This window comes from Pseudomonas sp. CROZ-RG-20F-R04-15, from assembly GCF_022662375.1.
Classification (GTDB): Bacteria; Pseudomonadota; Gammaproteobacteria; order Pseudomonadales; family Pseudomonadaceae; genus Aquipseudomonas.
The window spans coordinates 402,305-419,086 of sequence record NZ_JAKNQL010000001.1 but is presented as its reverse complement, the minus strand read 5'-3'; the positions used below and the strand labels follow the sequence as shown (position 1 = coordinate 419,086).

Below are 16,782 nucleotides of genomic sequence, written 5' to 3'. Positions count from 1 at the left end.
ACTTAGTTCAGGTGCTCGACGCGGATCCGTACAACCGGACCATTGACGCCGGCCAGCGCTTCGAGGGCGGCGATCGCATCGTTGATGCGCTGTTCCACGACACGGTGGGTCAGCAGGATCATCGGCACCAGACCGTCGTGTTCCTCGACTTCCTTCTGCATGATCGACTCGATGTTGATGCCGCGCTCCGAGAGGATGCTCGCCACCTGAGCCAACACACCCGGATGATCCTTGGCCTGAATGCGCAGGTAGTAAGCGCTTTCGCAGGCTTCGATCGGCAGGATCGGATGGGCCGACAGCGAGTCTGGCTGGAAGGCCAGGTGCGGTACACGGTTTTCCGGATCGGAAGTCATGGCGCGAACCACGTCGACCAGATCGGCGATCACCGACGAAGCGGTTGGCTCCATGCCGGCGCCAGCACCGTAGAACAGCGTCGAACCGGCGGCGTCACCGTTGACCATCACTGCGTTCATCACGCCGTTGACGTTGGCGATCAGACGATCGGCCGGGATCAGCGTCGGATGTACGCGCAACTCGATGCCAGCGGCAGTGCTGCGCGCCACGCCGAGGTGCTTGATGCGGTAACCCAGCGCTTCGGCGTAGTTCACGTCGGCGGTGGTCAGCTTGGTGATGCCTTCGGTGTAAGCCTTGTCGAATTGCAGCGGAATGCCGAAGGCGATCGAGGCCAGAATCGTCAGCTTGTGCGCGGCGTCGATGCCTTCAACGTCGAAGGTCGGATCGGCTTCGGCGTAACCCAGTGCCTGCGCTTCGGCCAGCACGTCTTCGAAGGTACGGCCCTTCTCGCGCATTTCGGTGAGGATGAAGTTGCCGGTGCCGTTGATGATCCCGGCGACCCAGTTGATGCGGTTGGCGGACAGGCCTTCACGGATCGCCTTGATCACCGGAATGCCACCGGCCACGGCCGCTTCGAACGCCACGATCACGCCTTTCTCGCGAGCCTTGGCGAAAATTTCATTACCGTGAACGGCAATCAGAGCCTTGTTCGCGGTGACCACATGCTTGCCATTCTCGATGGCCTTGAGTACCAGCTCGCGGGCAACGGTGTAGCCGCCCATCAGCTCTATGACGATGTCGATCTCAGGGTTCGTGGCCACTTCGAAGACATCGTTGGTAATCGCAATACCGGTCGTCTGGAACTGAGGCTTTGGCGTGCGCATGGCAATTTGTGCCACTTCGATCCCACGCCCGGCACGACGAGCAATTTCCTCGGCGTTGCGCTGAAGTACGTTGAAGGTACCGCCACCGACGGTCCCTAACCCACAGATGCCTACTTTGACCGGATTCACTGTGAACTCCCCATAAAACGGCCGACACGGAGTCGGCCGGAAAACAACCGCGTGCTCGCGGCTCTCTATTAATGGCCCGGCGATGTGGCTGCCGGACCATGATCGTCACGGCTGACCGTGACGATGCGAATTTACTTCGCGCCCAGCGCCAGTTTGGCGACTTGTGGCGCAGGCTGGTAGCCCGGAATCACTTGCCCGTCGGCCAAAACGATGGCCGGTGTGCCGTTCACGCCGATCGACTGACCGAGGGCAAACTGTTTGGAAACCGGGTTATCGCACTTGGCGGCCTTGATTTCCTTGCCGTCGACCATTTTGTCCATGGCGGCTTTCTTGTCTTTCGAGCACCACACGGCTTGCAGTTGCTCGTCACCCGGCGAGTTCAAACCCTGGCGCGGGAACGCTACGTAACGAACTTCGATGCCGCGCTTGTTCAGCTCAGGCACTTCGGCGTGCAGCTTGTGGCAGTACGGGCAGGTGGTATCGGTGAACACGGTGATGTGCGATTTGGTCTCGCCCACGGCCGGGTACACCACGGTTTCGGCAACCGGGATGGCATTGATCAGCTTGGAGATGCCCAGGCGTTCGGTCTTCTCGGTCAGGTTGACCGGTTTGCCGTCCTTGAGCTGGAACAGGTAGCCCTGCACGATGTACTGGCCATCGGCGCTGGCGTAGAGCACGCGGCTGCCCTTGAGCTTGACTTCGTACATGCCCGGCAACGGGCTGGCGCTGATGCTTTCGACCGGAACCTCGAGTTCGAGTTTTTCCAGGCTTTGACGAATGGCTTTGTCGGCCGCGTCATCGGCGACGGCAAAGGTGCTGACCAACGCAATGGCTGCGGCGGCGAAAATCTGGGTCAGACGCATGAGAACTCCTGAAGGCGGACAAATGGAACGATCAGAACGCCCGTGCCGGAACACCGGGTCATAACCGTCCATCGTGCAAACCGGCAAAGCCTAACACATAAGGCCACGGTGGCCGAATGCGCCTGTCGCCACACTTTCAGGACTGCACAGATCCTTGTGGGAGCGAGCCTGCTCGCGAAAGCGGTGTGTCAGCTAAATGAACGCTGACTGACACTCCCTCTTCGCGAGCAGGCTCGCTCCCACAGGAATTTTTGTTCAGCCGCGCGGGTGATGTTTGGCGTGCAGGTCCTGCAAGCGCGCGCGGGCGACGTGGGTGTAGATCTGCGTGGTGGAAAGGTCGCTGTGGCCGAGCAACATCTGCACCACACGCAAATCCGCACCATGGTTGAGCAGGTGCGTGGCAAACGCGTGACGCAGGGTATGCGGTGACAGCGACTTGCCGATCCCGGCAACTTTGGCCTGATGCTTGATCCGGTGCCAAAAGGTCTGGCGGGTCATCTGTTCGCCGCGCTGACTGGGAAACAGCACATCACTGGGCCGGCCACCGAGCAGCTCGCCGCGACCGTCGCGCATGTAGCGCTCGACCCAGACGATCGCCTCCTCGCCCATCGGCACCAGCCGTTCCTTGCTGCCCTTGCCCATCACCCGCAGCACGCCTTGGCGCAAGTTGACCTGCTCCAGTGTCAGGCTGACCAGTTCAGTCACGCGCAAACCGCAGGCGTACAGCACTTCAAGCATGGCGCGGTCACGCTGGCCGATGGCTTCGCTCAGATCCGGCGCTTTGAGTAGCGCCTCGACGTCGGCTTCCGACAGGGATTTGGGCAACGGCCTGCCCAGTTGTGGCATGTCGACGCGCAAGGTCGGGTCGACGCTGATCAGTTTTTCCCGCAGCAGATAGCGATAAAAGCCACGCACCCCAGAGAGAAATCTCGCCGTGGAACGTGGTTTGTAGTTCTGCTCCAGTCGCCAGGACAAGTGATCGAGGATCAATTCACGACCGGCATTGATCAGCTCCAGGTTCTTCTCCTGCAACCAGCCATTGAACAACGCCAGATCACTGCGATAAGCGCCACGGGTGTTGTCGGACAGGCCTTTCTCCAGCCATAACGCGTCGAGGAATTGGTCAATGAGGGGATGATCGATGGCAGGCATGGGCGCTCAAGTCACACAGCCTCAAGGACTGTGCGCAAATGTAGAGTGAACTGTAGGAATGGGCGCTAGTCTTTCATAGCCCGCAATTTCAAGGAACAGGGAGCATCAATGAACGAGCAGCAAATTCTCTTGGCATTTGGCGGGATTGGCGCCGCGGCGCTGGGCTGCCAATGGCTGGCCTGGCGCCTGAAGCTGCCGGCGATTCTGTTTCTGTTGTTGACCGGCATTCTGGTCGGCCCGGTGCTGGGCTGGCTCGATCCGCAGGAAATGTTCGGGCCGCTGCTGATGCCGCTGGTATCGCTGGCGGTGGCGCTGATTCTGTTCGAGGGCAGCCTGACGCTGCACCTGTCGGAGTGGAAGGAGATCGGTAGCGTCGTCCATCGTTTGGTGACCATCGGAGCGATTTCGACTTGGGTTGTGATCGCGGTGGCGACTCACTTTCTACTGGGTTTCGACTGGATGCTGGCTATCCTGTTCGGCAGCCTGACGCTGGTCACCGGTCCAACCGTGATCGTGCCGATGCTGAGAGTCGTGCGGCCGAAAGCCTCGATCGCCAATATTCTGCGCTGGGAAGGCATCGTTATCGACCCGATCGGCGCCCTCCTCGCCGTTGTGGTTTACAGCTTCATCATTGCCAGCGCCGAAGGTCATGGCCTCAAGCAGAGCCTGTTCACCTTTGGTGGCGTGATCCTGTGCGGTGCGGTGTTCGGCATTGTCGGTGGCTGGCTGCTCGGCACGGTGATCCGTCGACAATGGTTGCCAGAATATTTGCACAACCTCGCCTCGCTGGCGGCGGTGCTGGGGATTTTCATTGCCTCCAACGAAGTGATGCACGAGTCAGGCCTGCTGGCGGTAACGCTGATGGGCATGTGGCTGGCGAACATGAAGGGTGTGGATGTGCGGCACATCCTGCACTTCAAGGAAAACCTCAGCGTGCTGCTGATTTCCGGGTTGTTCATCTTGCTGGCGGCGCGACTGGACTTGTACGCCTTGATCGGTCTGGGGCCGTTGGTGCTGATTCTGCTGCTGGTGATTCAGTTGATCGCCCGACCATTGAACGTGCTGCTCAGCACGGCCGGTTCCAGTCTGAGTTGGCGTGAGCGTGCGTTGTTGTGCTGGATCGCGCCACGCGGGATCGTCGCGGCGGCGGTATCGGCGATTTTCGCGATTCGTCTGCATGAAGCGGGACACGAGGGCGCATTGCTGCTGGTGCCGCTGACATTTGCCGTGATCATCGGCACTGTGGTGCTGCAAAGTGCGACTGCGCGGCCACTGGCACGACTGCTCAAAGTTGCGGAGCCAGCGCCGAGTGGCTTCCTGATCGTCGGTGCCAACGGCCCGGCGCGGGAGCTGGGCAAGTCGCTGCAGCAACTGGGCAGTCGCGTGCTGCTGACCGATTCAAGCTGGGAAAACATTCGTGCAGCGCGCATGGAGGGTTTGCCGACCTACTTCGGCAACCCGGCTTCGCAACATGCCGATGCGCATCTGGATCTGGTCGGACTTGGGCATTTGCTCGCGCTGTCGCCGTCGGGTGAGCTGAATACCTTGGCGGCGATGCGCTTTCGTCATGATTTTGGTCATCAGCGCTTGTTTGGTCTGGCCAGTGGTCATGAGAGCCGACGCAGCGACAAACACCGCGCCAGCCTTGAGCATCGCGGCAATCAGTTGGGCAGCGAGGCGTATACCTACGCGAAACTGGCCAGCCAGATGGGCCAGGGTGCCGAACTGTACAGCACGACATTGACCGATGGCTTTGGCTGGGAGGATTACCGGGCGCTGCATGGTAATCGTGCGACCTTGCTGTTCATGCGCGATGACAGCGGTTGGGTGCATGTGGTGACGCCGGAGACGGCGGTGAAGCCGGGGGCGGGATGGACGCTGCTGGCGTTGATTCAGCCTGAGACTTCCAGCGCCTGAACTGACGCCTTCGCGAGCAGGCTCGCTCCCACAGGTTCTGTGCCGGACACAAATGTTGTGTTCACCCGATCACTGTGGGAGCGAGCCTGCTCGCGAATGGCGCGACCCGATATCAGATCAAGCCGAAAAACCCGGCAGCACCGGCACAGGCCGCTTGTCATCATCAATGGCAACAAAGCTGAACTGCCCATGAATCGCCTTCTCGCGGCCATCACAGCTCATGCTTTCGACAAACACTTCCACCTCGACCTTGAGGCTGGTGTTGCCGACTTTGATCACCTTCCCCACCAACTCAACGATCGAGCCCGCCGGGATCGCGTGGTTGAAGTCGATGCGATCAGTAGACACGGTCACCAGCGACAAGCGGCAGAATCGCGTGGCAGTGATGAACGACACTTCGTCCATCCATGCCAGCGCAGTGCCGCCGAACAAGGTGTTGTGGTGGTTGGTGGTTGGAGGAAAGACGGCTTTGGTTACGCGGGTCACCGAGAGTTCGGTGCGGCGTTCGATTTCCTGGTCGCGGGTGGTCATGGTTCTGGCCTGAAACGAAGGTACGGTGAATAAATTGCAGGCAACAAAAAAGCAGCCCGTAGGCTGCTTTTTTCTGCATCGGAAGCTGGACTTAAGCCAGTTTTTCCTTGATGCGAGCTGCTTTACCCGACAGGTCGCGCAGGTAGTACAGCTTGGCTTTACGTACGTCACCGCGACGTTTGACAGCCATGCTGTCGATCTGCGGGGAGTAGGTCTGGAAAGTACGTTCTACGCCAACACCGTTGGAGATTTTACGAACGGTGAACGCACTGTTCACGCCGCGGTTACGCTTGGCGATTACAACGCCTTCGAACGCTTGCAGACGGGAACGATCGCCTTCCTTCACTTTCACCTGAACGACAATAGTGTCGCCTGGGGCGAAGGTAGGGATTTCTTTGGTCATCTGCTCTGCTTCGAGTGCAAGGATGATTTTGTTGGTCATGCTGTGCTCCTAAGGTAAATCGTTCGATCTACCATCGATACGTTGTTAACTATCGTCCCGCTCGCGGATGTATTCCTCGAGCAGCTTCTTCTCTTCTCCAGAAAGCGAGCGGCTTTCCAGAAGATCGGCGCGTCGTTCAAAGGTCCTACCAAGGGACTGCTGTAAACGCCAACGCCGGATATGCGCGTGGTTGCCACTCAGCAACACGTCGGGTACACGCTGATCCGCATACACCTCAGGTCGGGTGTAGTGCGGGCAATCCAGCAGACCATCCGTAAAGGAATCTTCCTCGGCGGAGTCCGCATGCCCTAAAGCTCCAGGCAGCAGTCGTGTAACCGCATCGATCAGGACCATGGCCGGCAGCTCGCCGCCAGACAGTACATAGTCGCCAATCGACCACTCTTCATCGACATGAGCTTCAATGAAACGCTCGTCAATGCCTTCATAGCGGCCGGCAATCAGGATCAATGCATCCGATTGTGCCAACTCGCGTACCGCCGACTGAGTCAGTTGACGGCCTTGGGGGGACAGGTAAATCACCTTCGCCGCCTCCCCGGCTGCTGCCTTGGCCTGAACCAGAGCATCTTCCAGGGGCTTGATCTTCATCACCATGCCCGGACCACCGCCAAACGGGCGATCGTCCACAGTGTGATGCCGATCCGTCGTGTAATCTCGCGGATTCCAACAGGTCAGCTGCAAGAGCCCCTGTTTGACCGCACGACTGGTGATGCCGTAGTCGCCGATGGCGGAAAACATCTCGGGAAACAAACTGATCACTTCTACGCGCAAGTTAGCCACGCTTAGAAGTCCGCGTCCCAATCCACCTTCATCTCGCCCGCTGCCAGGTCGATGGCCAACACGCATTGTTCCGTATAGGGCAACAGGCGTTCGCGATCATCCAGGCTGCCAGCGCAAGGCTTGACGACCATTACATCATTGGCGCCGGTTTCCAGAAGATGATCGATTTTCCCGAGCAATTGCCCAAGGGTGTCGATGACCTTCAGACCTTCCAGTTGGTACCAGTAGTACTCACCGTCGGTCAATTCAGCGAACAGATTGCGCGGCACGCAGATCTCGTAACCGGCCAGAAGACGAGCTTCTTCACGATCATCAAGACCCTTGAGCTTCGCGACCAGGAACTTGTCGCTCCCGCGTCCACTGACCAGCTCGACCTGTTTCACATTACCTTCGCGCTTGAGCGTCCAGGTTTTGTACTGCAACAGGTTTTCAGTCGGATCAGTAAAGGAATAAACCTTCACTTCGCCGCGAACGCCATGAACAGAATAAATTTTGCCAATAACGATCAAATCATCGGCAACAGCAGGCGTCGCGTTCATATTGCTCAGGCCGCAGCCTTTGCAGATTCCTTCAGCAACTGAGCAACACGCTCAGAAGGCTGTGCACCAACGCTCAGCCAGTAGGCTACGCGCTCTTGGTTCACGGACAGACGGATTTCCTGACCACGGGCAACAGGGTTGAAGAAACCAACCTGTTCTTTGTGGGAGCCGTCACGCGGGTTACGCGAGTCGGTTACGGTCAGGTGGTAAAACGGGCGCTTTTTGGAGCCGCCAAGGGCAAGACGGATTGTTAGCATGTGAACATCGTTCCTGTAGTCGGTGCTGCAAATCTAAATGCACAGCGGGCATGGGTGCCCGAAAGGCCGCATATTCTAAGGAATATCCGGACTTTTGCAAATGACTTTTTCCGGCGCCTATGGCATGCCGTGCAGATCTGCATATAGAGCCGTCGATGAAAACGGCCAGTCAGCTCCCGCCGAGTGCGGGTTTGCTGTTGATCCTGCGTCCTTGCAGGGTCTGCGCCGGTGCGACGACCGGCGAAGTCTTAGTGTCCTGTCTCACCCATTTCACTCGTCAAAAGTGAGCAGACTGGGTGAGACGGGGCACCTCACATCTTTGGCATGCCGCCGCCGGGCAACATTCCGCCCATGCCGCGCATCATTTTCGCCATTCCGCCTTTGGCGGTGAATTTCTTCATCATCTTCTGCATCTGCTTGTGCTGCTTGATCAAGCGACCGATGTCCTGCACCTGAGTGCCGGAACCCATGGCGATCCGGCGTTTGCGCGAACCGCTGATCAGCTCAGGGTCGCGGCGCTCGGCCGGGGTCATGGAATTGATGATGGCTTCCATCTGCTTGAATTGTTTCTCTGCAGCGTTCTGGGCATTGCCCATTTGCGAGAGGTTGACGCCACCGATGCTCGGCAGTTTGTCCATGAGGCCGCCGAGGCCGCCCATGTTTTTCATCTGTTGCAGCTGATCGCGGAAGTCTTCGAGGTCGAAGCCTTTGCCCTTCTTCAGCTTCTTGGCCAGTTTGTCGGCCTTGTCTTTATCGAGGGTCGCTTCGGCCTGTTCGATCAGACTGAGCACGTCGCCCATGCCGAGAATGCGCGAGGCGATACGCTCAGGGTGGAACGGATCGAGCGCTTCGCTCTTCTCGCCCATACCGATGAACTTGATCGGCTTGCCGGTGATGGCGCGTACCGACAGAGCGGCACCGCCACGGGCGTCGCCGTCGACCTTGGTCAGGATCACACCGGTCAGCGGCAATGCATCACCGAAGGCCTTGGCCGTGTTGGCGGCATCCTGACCGGTCATGGCGTCAACCACGAACAGGGTTTCGACCGGGTTGATCGCGGCGTGCAACGCCTTGATCTCGCCCATCATCTCTTCGTCGATGTGCAGACGACCGGCGGTATCGACGATGACCACGTCGATGAATTTCAGTTTGGCTTCTTTAATAGCTGCGGTGGCGATGTCGACCGGCTTCTGGCTCAGGTCGGACGGGAAGAACGTCACGCCGATGTCGTTGGCCAGGGTTTCCAGCTGTTTAATAGCAGCGGGACGATAAACGTCCGCCGAAACAACCATGACCGACTTCTTCTTGCGCTCTTTAAGGAAGCGCGCGAGTTTGCCGGCGGTGGTGGTTTTACCGGCGCCCTGCAGACCGGCCATCAGAATGACGGCTGGCGGTACGGCGCTCAGGTTCAGATCTTCGTTGGCCGCGCCCATCAGGCTTTCGAGTTCGGCCTGGACGATCTTCACGAATGCCTGGCCCGGCGTCAGGCTGCGCGACACCTCGGTGCCGACAGCGCGTTCCTTGACCGAATTGACGAAGTCCTTGACCACCGGCAGGGCGACGTCGGCTTCGAGCAACGCCATGCGCACTTCACGCAGGGTGTCTTTGATGTTGTCCTCGGTCAGCTTCGCCTTGCCGGTGACATGGCGCAGCGTCTGCGAGAGACGGTCGGTTAAGTTTTCAAACATTGCGCGATCCTTTCAGGCCCTGTGTAGACCGGGATAATGGCGGCCCAGACCGGAATCAACATGTGCTCGGCGAGCCTGCGGCGTGGGCAGGTCGCGGATTATAGCGAAGACTGCGGCTGGCGGACACCTCGCTGTCAGCTTCCTGAGTCTTTCGTGCCATGGCGGTTCTATGCCAAACTCAGCGCCTTTCGGGCTTGCCTAACAGGATTTATGCTCCCCTTGTCACCCAGTTTGCTGACCACCCTCGCCGCCGCCCTTCTTTATGCCGCTGCGACCCTTTATCAGAGCACCCGCTTGGCCACCGGCGCCAAGGCGAACAAGCGCCTGCTGGTTAGCCTCGGCGCGCTCGCCGTGGTGGCCCACGCCGCCAGCCTGCTCACTCACTTGCTGACACCGATCGGTCTGGGCCTGGACTTCTTCAGCGCCTCCAGCCTGATCGCGGCGGCGGTGATCGCCCTGACGCTGATCGCCTGCTCGCGCATTCCGGTGGAAAACCTGCTGGTGCTGCTGTTCCCGTTGGGCGCGATCACCGTGTTGCTGGCGCAGTTCGCGCCGGCCGGCACGGTGCAGATCATCGATGAAGAGCCGGGCATCCTCGCGCACATTCTGTTGTCGATCCTCGCCTACGGTATGTTCACCATCGCCGTGTTCCAGGCCTTGTTGCTGCTGGTGCAAGACCACCAACTCAAGCACAAGCATCCGTCCGGGCTGATCAAGAATTTCCCGCCGCTGCAAACCATGGAAAGCCTGCTGTTCGGTTTCCTCTGGGCTGGCTGGACACTGCTGTCGCTGTCGCTGATCTCCGGCTGGCTGTTCGTCGAGAACCTGTTCGCCCAGCATCTGGTGCACAAGACCTTGCTGGCGTGCCTGGCGTGGATCGTGTTCAGCGTGCTGCTGTGGGGCCGCAATCGTCTCGGCTGGCGCGGTCACAAGGCGATTCGCTGGACCCTCGCCGGTTTCTGCCTGCTGATGTTGGCGTATTTCGGCAGCAAACTGGTTCGTGAATACATCCTGCACATCTGACGGGCGGCATAAATGGACGGTTTGCCCCTAGGGCCGATGCTCGCGGTATTTGTCCTGCTGATTTTGTGGTCAGGGCTGTTTACTGCCGTCGAAATCGCGCAGCAACATTTGCTCGCGCAACGCACCGCCTCGCGCGCCAGCGACAAACCGCTGGCGAAGCTGAGCTTCCCGCTCGACAGCCTGATCCTCTGCAACACCCTGTGCCGAGCACTCGCGGTAGTGATCGCGACGTTGCTGGCGATTTTCCTCTGCGAAGAAAACGGCCCTTGGGCGGCGTGCCTCGGTGCTGGCGCCATCCTGCTGGTGTTTGCCGATTACTTTCCACGTACCGTCGCCCAACGCTATCCCGATGCGGTGCTGGCGTTCGGCAATACCTTGCTGGCGGTGCCGCTGAAGATTGTTTATCCGTTTGCCTGGTTGTTCAGCCGCATCAGTGGCCTGCTGATGCGGCCGTTTGTGCGCAAGGTTCAAGTCGTACAGCAAAGCGAAGATGACTCACCTGCTGACCGTTACGACGATCCGGAGCACCCGGTTCACGCGCACCCGGTTTCGGGGATTCATGCGCTGGACAACATTACGGTCAATGACATTCTGGTGCCGCGCAGTGACGTCGACGGTATCAACCTCGACGATTCGATCGACGAGATCATCGAACAGCTGCGCCACAACAAGCGCACGCGCCTGCCGGTGTTCCACAGCGACATCAATCAGGTTGAAGCAGTGCTCAACACCCGGCAGATCCGACATTTGCTGAACAATGGCGATCTGACCCGCGAGGCGTTGCTGGCGGCCAGTTACGAGCCTTACTTCGTGCCGGAAAGCACACCGCTGCAACTGCAACTGCTGAATTTCCACAAGCAGCAGCGGCGTCTCGGCATGGTGGTCGACGAATACGGCGAAGTGCTCGGTATTGTCACGCTGGAAGATATTCTCGAAGAAATTGTCGGCGAATTCGAAAGCGAGCACAGCATCGATAATCCGCACATTCATCCGCAGTCTGATGGCCGCATGGTGATTGACGGCGCCGCGTCGATCCGCGAATTGAACAAGTGCCTGGGCTGGCATTTGCCGAGCGACGGACCGAAGACCCTCAATGGTCTGGTCACTGAGGCGCTGGAAACCATTCCGGAAAGCGCGGTTTGCCTGAAGATCGGCCGTTATCGACTGGAGATTCTCGAGACTGAGGAGAACCGCGTGAGCAAGGTGTTGATCTGGCATACCTCTTCTGTGCCTGCTGTGGTGCCTGCTCGATAGACGATCTTTTGCTCTTGTTTGATTGTTAGCCCCCTTCCTATAATCGAGACGCTTACCCAAGCGCCGCCGAACCTCGTGCTTACCCCGCACCCGACAGGCTTCGGCTATTTCCGCTGCACTCCGGCGACTGTTCCTACCTGAAACAGCGACCGCGCCTCATCCCACATCCCTGGGTGTTCGACCATAATAATTCGCTCCAACGGAGCTCATGACTGTCAGGGATCACCGCATGACAACCAGTACCGCTATCAGCGACACCACCCCTGCCCAACCGACCAACTCCGCGACCCGCGTTGCCACGGCGAGCTTTATCGGCACCGCGATCGAGTTCTACGACTTCTATGTTTACGCCACCGCGGCTGCGCTGGTGATCGGGCCGGTGTTTTTCCCGCAGACCTCCGGCACCGCGCAGATGTTGTCGGCGTTCCTTACCTTTGGTATCGCATTTCTGGCGAGACCGCTGGGCTCAGCGTTGTTCGGCCACTTCGGTGACCGCATCGGGCGTAAATCGACGCTGGTCGCATCCCTGCTATTGATGGGCGTGTGTACGACGTTGATCGGCGTGCTGCCGGGTTATGCCAGCATTGGCGCCTGGGCACCGATCCTGCTGTGTGTGCTGCGTTTCGGCCAAGGTTTGGGATTGGGTGGTGAATGGGGCGGTGCCGCCCTGCTCGCCACGGAAAACGCGCCAAAAGGCAAACGTGCCTGGTTCGGCATGTTCCCGCAGCTTGGGCCTTCGATTGGTTTTCTCGCCGCCAACGGTTTGTTTCTGACGCTGGCCATGACGCTCACTGACGAGCAGTTCCGCAGTTGGGGCTGGCGGATCCCGTTTCTGCTCAGTGCAGCGCTGGTGATGGTCGGTCTGTACGTGCGATTGAAACTGCATGAAACCCCGGTGTTCGCCAACGCCATCGCCCGCCAGGAGCGGGTGAAAGTGCCGCTGGTCGAGCTGTTCAGTCAGTATTGGGCGCCAACCCTGCTGGGCGCGGCGGCCATGGTGGTGTGTTATGCACTGTTCTATATCTCGACGGTGTTCTCCCTGAGCTACGGGGTTTCCACGCTCGGCTATAGCCGTGAAACGTTTCTTGGCCTGCTGTGTTTTGCCGTGCTGTTCATGGCTGCTGCGACGCCGCTGTCGGCTTGGGCCAGCGACCGTTACGGACGTAAACCGGTGCTGATCATCGGCGGTGTGCTCGCGATTCTCTCAGGATTTCTGATGGAGCCGTTGCTGACTCAGGGCTCCACCTGGGGCGTAGCGCTGTTTCTATGCATCGAGCTGTTTTTGATGGGCGTGACGTTCGCGCCGATGGGCGCGTTGTTGCCAGAGCTGTTTCCGACCCACGTGCGTTATACCGGTGCTTCGGCGGCGTATAACCTCGGCGGCATCGTCGGAGCCTCGGCGGCGCCGTTCTTTGCGCAGAAACTGGTAGCGATGGGTGGTTTGAGTTATGTCGGCGGGTATGTGTCGGCGGCGGCGGTGCTGAGTGTGATTGCGGTGCTGTGCCTGAAGGAAACGCGCAATAACGATCTGAATCAGATTGCCTGACAGAAGATCAAAAGCTTCGCGAGCAGGCTCGCTCCCACATTGGAATGCATTTCCCTGTGGGAGCGAGCCTGCTCGCGAATGTCGCGACTCGGTTTACAGTTCTACGACAACAGCCTGAGCAGCACGGGTCGCCTTGGCTCGAGCAGCCTCGATCGACTCATCCCGCGCCAGCGCCACGCCCATGCGGCGCTGGCCATTCACTTGCGGCTTGCCGAACAGACGCAACGCCGTGTCCGGCTCGCTCAACGCAGCTCCCAGATTGGCGAATGCGGTCTGGGTCGACTGCCCTTCCACCAGAATCACCGCCGAAGCCGAAGGCCCGAACTGGCGAATCAGCGGCACTGGCAGACCCAGAATTGCTCGAGCGTGCAGGGCGAATTGCGACAGATCCTGCGAAATCAAGGTCACCAGACCGGTGTCATGCGGACGCGGCGAGACTTCGCTGAACCACACCTGATCACCTTTGATGAACAGCTCAACGCCGAACAGACCACGGCCACCCAGCGCTTCAGTCACCGCTTTGGCAACGCGCTCGGATTCAGCCAGAGCAATCGGACTCATGGCTTGTGGCTGCCAGGATTCCTGATAGTCGCCCTTCTCCTGACGGTGACCGACCGGCGCGCAGAACGTGGTGCCACCAATGTGGCGCACGGTCAGCAGGGTGATTTCGTAGTCGAAATCGATGAAACCTTCGATGATCACCCGACCTTTGCCGGCGCGGCCACCCTCTTGTGCGTAGTCCCAGGCTTTCTGCACATCATCGGCACTGCGCAGCAGACTCTGACCCTTGCCCGACGAGCTCATTACCGGTTTGACGACACATGGGAAGCCCAGATCGAGGACGGCTTTGCTGTAGTCCTCGAAGGTGTCGGCAAAGTGGTACGGCGAGGTCGGCAGGTCCAGCTCTTCGGCGGCCAGACGACGGATGCCTTCGCGGTTCATGGTCAGCTGCGCCGCGCGCGCGGTCGGGATCACGGTGAAGCCTTCGGCTTCCAGCTCGACCAGGGTGGCGGTGGCGATGGCTTCGATTTCCGGCACGATGAAATGCGGCTTCTCGGCTTCGATCACCGCACGCAGGGCGGCGCCGTCGAGCATGTTGATCACGTGGCTGCGATGCGCAACTTGCATGGCCGGCGCGTTGGCGTAACGGTCAACGGCGATCACTTCAACGCCCAGGCGTTGCAGTTCGATCACCACTTCCTTGCCCAACTCACCACAGCCACACAGCAATACGCGGGTCGCGGTTGGCGACAATGGAGTTCCGATACGGGTCATCTCAGGTCCTCAAAGAAGCGGATCATCGAGGAAAGCAACGCCTGACGCGCTTTCCATGGGGAGAAAGCGCGGCATTTTACATGAACCTGAGGCTTTGGCTTCAGCCGGCGACGGCCTGTTTGCGCTCGCGCCAGGCCATGATCAGCCAGACAGCAGTAACGCCGGCAAATTTCGAGGCCAGTGCAGTGATGATCACCGGCGGCGTCAGCAAGTCGATCATGCCGAAGAAGATGAAGGTATCGAGGGGAATGCTCAGCGCCGAACTGATCCACAAGCGGTCGCGCAACGGGCGCTTGGTGATGCTGAACACCAGCCAGTCGATGCACTCGGAGACCGCGAACGCCGTGGCGCTGGCCAGGGCAATGGAAGGATCGGAGGTGACGTAAGACAGCACCAGCGACGCCAGCATCGCCACGATCGCGCCATGGCCGAAGCGGGTTTGCACCATGTCGCGCAGCACGAACACCAGACCACCCCAGGCCGACCAGATGATGTCCAGATGCGGCGCGGTGGAGAAGGCGAAGTTGATCAGCACAACGCTGCTGATGTAGGCGATGAGGAAAATCATGGGGGCGACCTGATTGATTGGCGCACAGGTTACTTGACCGGCAGATCAAGAGCCACCCCCTCACCCCAGCCCTCTCCCCCACGGGGGCGAGGGGGAAAGGGAGCAAATCGGGGCTTTTCAAAACCTGAGTTCGACTCGGTAGTTCAGGTCGATGTAACTCGAACCATCAACTCGGTCAGTCCCCTCTCCCTCCGGGAGAGGGCTAGGGTGAGGGCCATCCCAAGCCGATCACGACTTCGACGACGGCAACATCCACACCAACCCACTCGCCTTCGCCCGCTCGTGACACAACCCCAGCACCACCCGGCGCTCATCATTGGTCATGCGGCCCCAACGGGTGATCTCCTCGACCGTACGCTGACAGCCAGTGCAGATATCAGCCTCATCCAGCGCACAAATATTCACGCACGGCGAAGCGACGGGTCTTTCGGGGTTAGTCATTCTTCCTGCTCAACCAGATCGCGGGCATAACGCTGCGAGTTATGCACATAGTGGGCGGCGCTGGCCTCAAGCATTTTCTTCTGCGGCTCGGTCAGTTCACGTACGACCTTGCCCGGCGAGCCCATCACCAGCGAACCATCCGGAATCTCTTTGCCTTCACCGATCAGCGAGTTGGCGCCAATGATGCAGTTCTTGCCGATCTTCGCGCCGTTGAGAATCACCGCGTTAATGCCGATCAGGCTGTAATCGCCGACGGTGCAGCCATGCAGCATCGCATTGTGGCCGATGGTCACGCCGGTGCCGATGGTCAGCGGATAGCCCATGTCGGTGTGCATCACGGTGCCGTCCTGGACGTTGCTGTTCTTGCCGATCAGGATCAGTTCGTTGTCGCCACGCAGCACGGCGTTGAACCAGACGTTGGCGCCCTCTTCCAGTTTGACCTTGCCCACCAGCACGGCATTGGGGGCGACCCAGCTCTGTGGATGGGTCTCGACACGGGCGTCGCCCAAGCGGTATTTCATCTTGTTTTCCTCAGGGCTCACGGTGAGTGGCCGTTCGAACGACGGCTTCAGGTGTTGATAAAGCTTTTCGGCGGTTGGTGCAGGCTGATTTTCGCGTCATAGAGCAGGTTGATCAACTCGACGATCATGATCGCCGTCAGGCCCCAGATTTTGTATTCGCCGTAGCGATAGCTCGGCACGTACCAACTGCGGCCCTGATAGTCGATGCGGTGCGTGTGTTCACGAGGGTCTTTACGGAAGAACTCCAGCGGCACGCTGAAGACGGCAGCGATCTCGGCATCATTGGGCTGATACTCGACGAAATCGGGAATCACACCGACATAAGGCGTGACCCTGATGCCGTGCAGGGAAATCAGCGGGCTGAGCGGGCCGATGACTTCGACCAGTCCGGGCGGCAGGCCGATTTCCTCTTCAGCCTCACGCAGCGCCGTGAAGATCAGATCCGGGTCTTCCGGATCGCGGCGACCACCGGGAAACGCCACTTCGCCGCCGTGGGTCGAGAGCCCGCTGGCGCGCAGGGTCAACACCAGTTCCGGCTCCTCACTGCGGGTGATCGGCACCAGAACGGCGGCCTCGGGGAAACGTGTGTCGGTCTCCAGCGTGCGCGGTATGTGGTTGCTTACCCTATGCAGTAGCTCGTCCAGCATGAGTGTTCTCGAT

Annotated in this window: 18 protein-coding genes; 4 read left to right on the top strand and 14 right to left on the bottom strand. The window is 59.5% G+C overall.

From position 1 onward, the window contains the following. Positions 1-2 precede the first annotated feature (2 nt). The 3 genes from L8H52_RS01810 to xerD form a co-directional block, all read right to left on the bottom strand. The gene (locus tag L8H52_RS01810) at positions 3-1,307 is read right to left on the bottom strand and encodes a homoserine dehydrogenase (RefSeq protein ID WP_007908972.1); all 1,305 of its coding nucleotides are present in this window, start codon (positions 1,305-1,307) and stop codon (positions 3-5) included. 131 nt (positions 1,308-1,438) lie between these two features. After that, the gene (gene dsbC, locus L8H52_RS01805; RefSeq protein ID WP_007908974.1) at positions 1,439-2,170 is read right to left on the bottom strand and encodes a bifunctional protein-disulfide isomerase/oxidoreductase DsbC; all 732 of its coding nucleotides are present in this window, start codon (positions 2,168-2,170) and stop codon (positions 1,439-1,441) included. 255 nt (positions 2,171-2,425) lie between these two features. Next, on the bottom strand, positions 2,426-3,322 hold the full coding sequence (gene xerD / locus L8H52_RS01800) for a site-specific tyrosine recombinase XerD (RefSeq protein WP_102900589.1): 897 nt from the start codon (positions 3,320-3,322) through the stop codon (positions 2,426-2,428). A 108-nt stretch (positions 3,323-3,430) separates the two neighbouring features. On the opposite strand from xerD, the gene L8H52_RS01795 reads away from it, so the two are divergent. Continuing rightward, positions 3,431-5,239, top strand: a complete 1,809-nt coding sequence (locus tag L8H52_RS01795) for a sodium:proton antiporter (RefSeq protein ID WP_242205030.1) — start codon at positions 3,431-3,433, stop codon at positions 5,237-5,239. A 117-nt stretch (positions 5,240-5,356) separates the two neighbouring features. Here the strand turns inward: L8H52_RS01795 and L8H52_RS01790 are convergent, their stop codons facing one another. From L8H52_RS01790 to ffh, 6 genes are all read right to left on the bottom strand, one after another. After that, a complete protein-coding gene (locus L8H52_RS01790; RefSeq protein ID WP_242205032.1) occupies positions 5,357-5,770 on the bottom strand; it encodes an acyl-CoA thioesterase in 414 nt (137 codons plus the stop codon). Positions 5,771-5,861: 91 nt separating this feature from the next. Further along, complete coding sequence (gene rplS / locus L8H52_RS01785) at positions 5,862-6,212, bottom strand: 50S ribosomal protein L19 (RefSeq protein WP_003175895.1); 351 nt, start codon at positions 6,210-6,212, stop codon at positions 5,862-5,864. A gap of 45 nt (positions 6,213-6,257) precedes the next feature. Further along, a complete protein-coding gene (gene trmD / locus L8H52_RS01780; RefSeq protein WP_008081628.1) occupies positions 6,258-7,010 on the bottom strand; it encodes a tRNA (guanosine(37)-N1)-methyltransferase TrmD in 753 nt (250 codons plus the stop codon). Between the two features lie 2 nt (positions 7,011-7,012). Beyond that, positions 7,013-7,549, bottom strand: a complete 537-nt coding sequence (gene rimM / locus L8H52_RS01775) for a ribosome maturation factor RimM (protein ID WP_064393256.1) — start codon at positions 7,547-7,549, stop codon at positions 7,013-7,015. A 5-nt stretch (positions 7,550-7,554) separates the two neighbouring features. Beyond that, positions 7,555-7,806 (bottom strand): 30S ribosomal protein S16, encoded by a 252-nt coding sequence (rpsP, locus tag L8H52_RS01770; protein ID WP_003185073.1) that lies wholly within the window; start codon positions 7,804-7,806, stop codon positions 7,555-7,557. 311 nt (positions 7,807-8,117) lie between these two features. Continuing rightward, positions 8,118-9,494, bottom strand: coding sequence for a signal recognition particle protein (gene ffh, locus L8H52_RS01765; RefSeq protein WP_008081630.1), 1,377 nt, complete (start codon positions 9,492-9,494; stop codon positions 8,118-8,120). A gap of 210 nt (positions 9,495-9,704) precedes the next feature. Here ffh and ccsA point away from each other — a divergent pair, with 210 nt between their 5' ends. The 3 genes from ccsA to L8H52_RS01750 all read left to right on the top strand — a co-directional run bounded on the left by ccsA (position 9,705) and on the right by L8H52_RS01750 (position 13,317). Beyond that, entirely contained in the window at positions 9,705-10,517 is an 813-nt protein-coding gene (ccsA, locus tag L8H52_RS01760) for a cytochrome c biogenesis protein CcsA (RefSeq protein WP_242205035.1), read from the top strand. A gap of 12 nt (positions 10,518-10,529) precedes the next feature. Beyond that, a complete protein-coding gene (locus L8H52_RS01755; protein WP_242205037.1) occupies positions 10,530-11,771 on the top strand; it encodes a transporter associated domain-containing protein in 1,242 nt (413 codons plus the stop codon). Positions 11,772-12,000: 229 nt separating this feature from the next. Further along, a complete protein-coding gene (locus L8H52_RS01750) occupies positions 12,001-13,317 on the top strand; it encodes an MFS transporter (protein ID WP_242205040.1) in 1,317 nt (438 codons plus the stop codon). A 93-nt stretch (positions 13,318-13,410) separates the two neighbouring features. Here L8H52_RS01750 and purT read toward each other — a convergent pair whose 3' ends face one another. The 5 genes from purT to L8H52_RS01725 all read right to left on the bottom strand — a co-directional run bounded on the left by purT (position 13,411) and on the right by L8H52_RS01725 (position 16,769). Continuing rightward, entirely contained in the window at positions 13,411-14,592 is a 1,182-nt protein-coding gene (purT, locus tag L8H52_RS01745) for a formate-dependent phosphoribosylglycinamide formyltransferase (protein WP_242205042.1), read from the bottom strand. Positions 14,593-14,692: 100 nt separating this feature from the next. After that, the gene (locus L8H52_RS01740; RefSeq protein ID WP_242205044.1) at positions 14,693-15,160 is read right to left on the bottom strand and encodes a VUT family protein; all 468 of its coding nucleotides are present in this window, start codon (positions 15,158-15,160) and stop codon (positions 14,693-14,695) included. A 228-nt stretch (positions 15,161-15,388) separates the two neighbouring features. Beyond that, entirely contained in the window at positions 15,389-15,601 is a 213-nt protein-coding gene (locus L8H52_RS01735; protein ID WP_242205046.1) for a DUF1289 domain-containing protein, read from the bottom strand. After that, on the bottom strand, positions 15,598-16,122 hold the full coding sequence (locus tag L8H52_RS01730) for a gamma carbonic anhydrase family protein (RefSeq protein WP_007954617.1): 525 nt from the start codon (positions 16,120-16,122) through the stop codon (positions 15,598-15,600). Before L8H52_RS01730 ends, L8H52_RS01735 begins: the two co-directional genes overlap by 4 nt. Before the next feature lie 47 nt (positions 16,123-16,169). Beyond that, positions 16,170-16,769, bottom strand: coding sequence for a CoA pyrophosphatase (locus L8H52_RS01725; protein ID WP_242205048.1), 600 nt, complete (start codon positions 16,767-16,769; stop codon positions 16,170-16,172). Positions 16,770-16,782 lie beyond the last annotated feature (13 nt).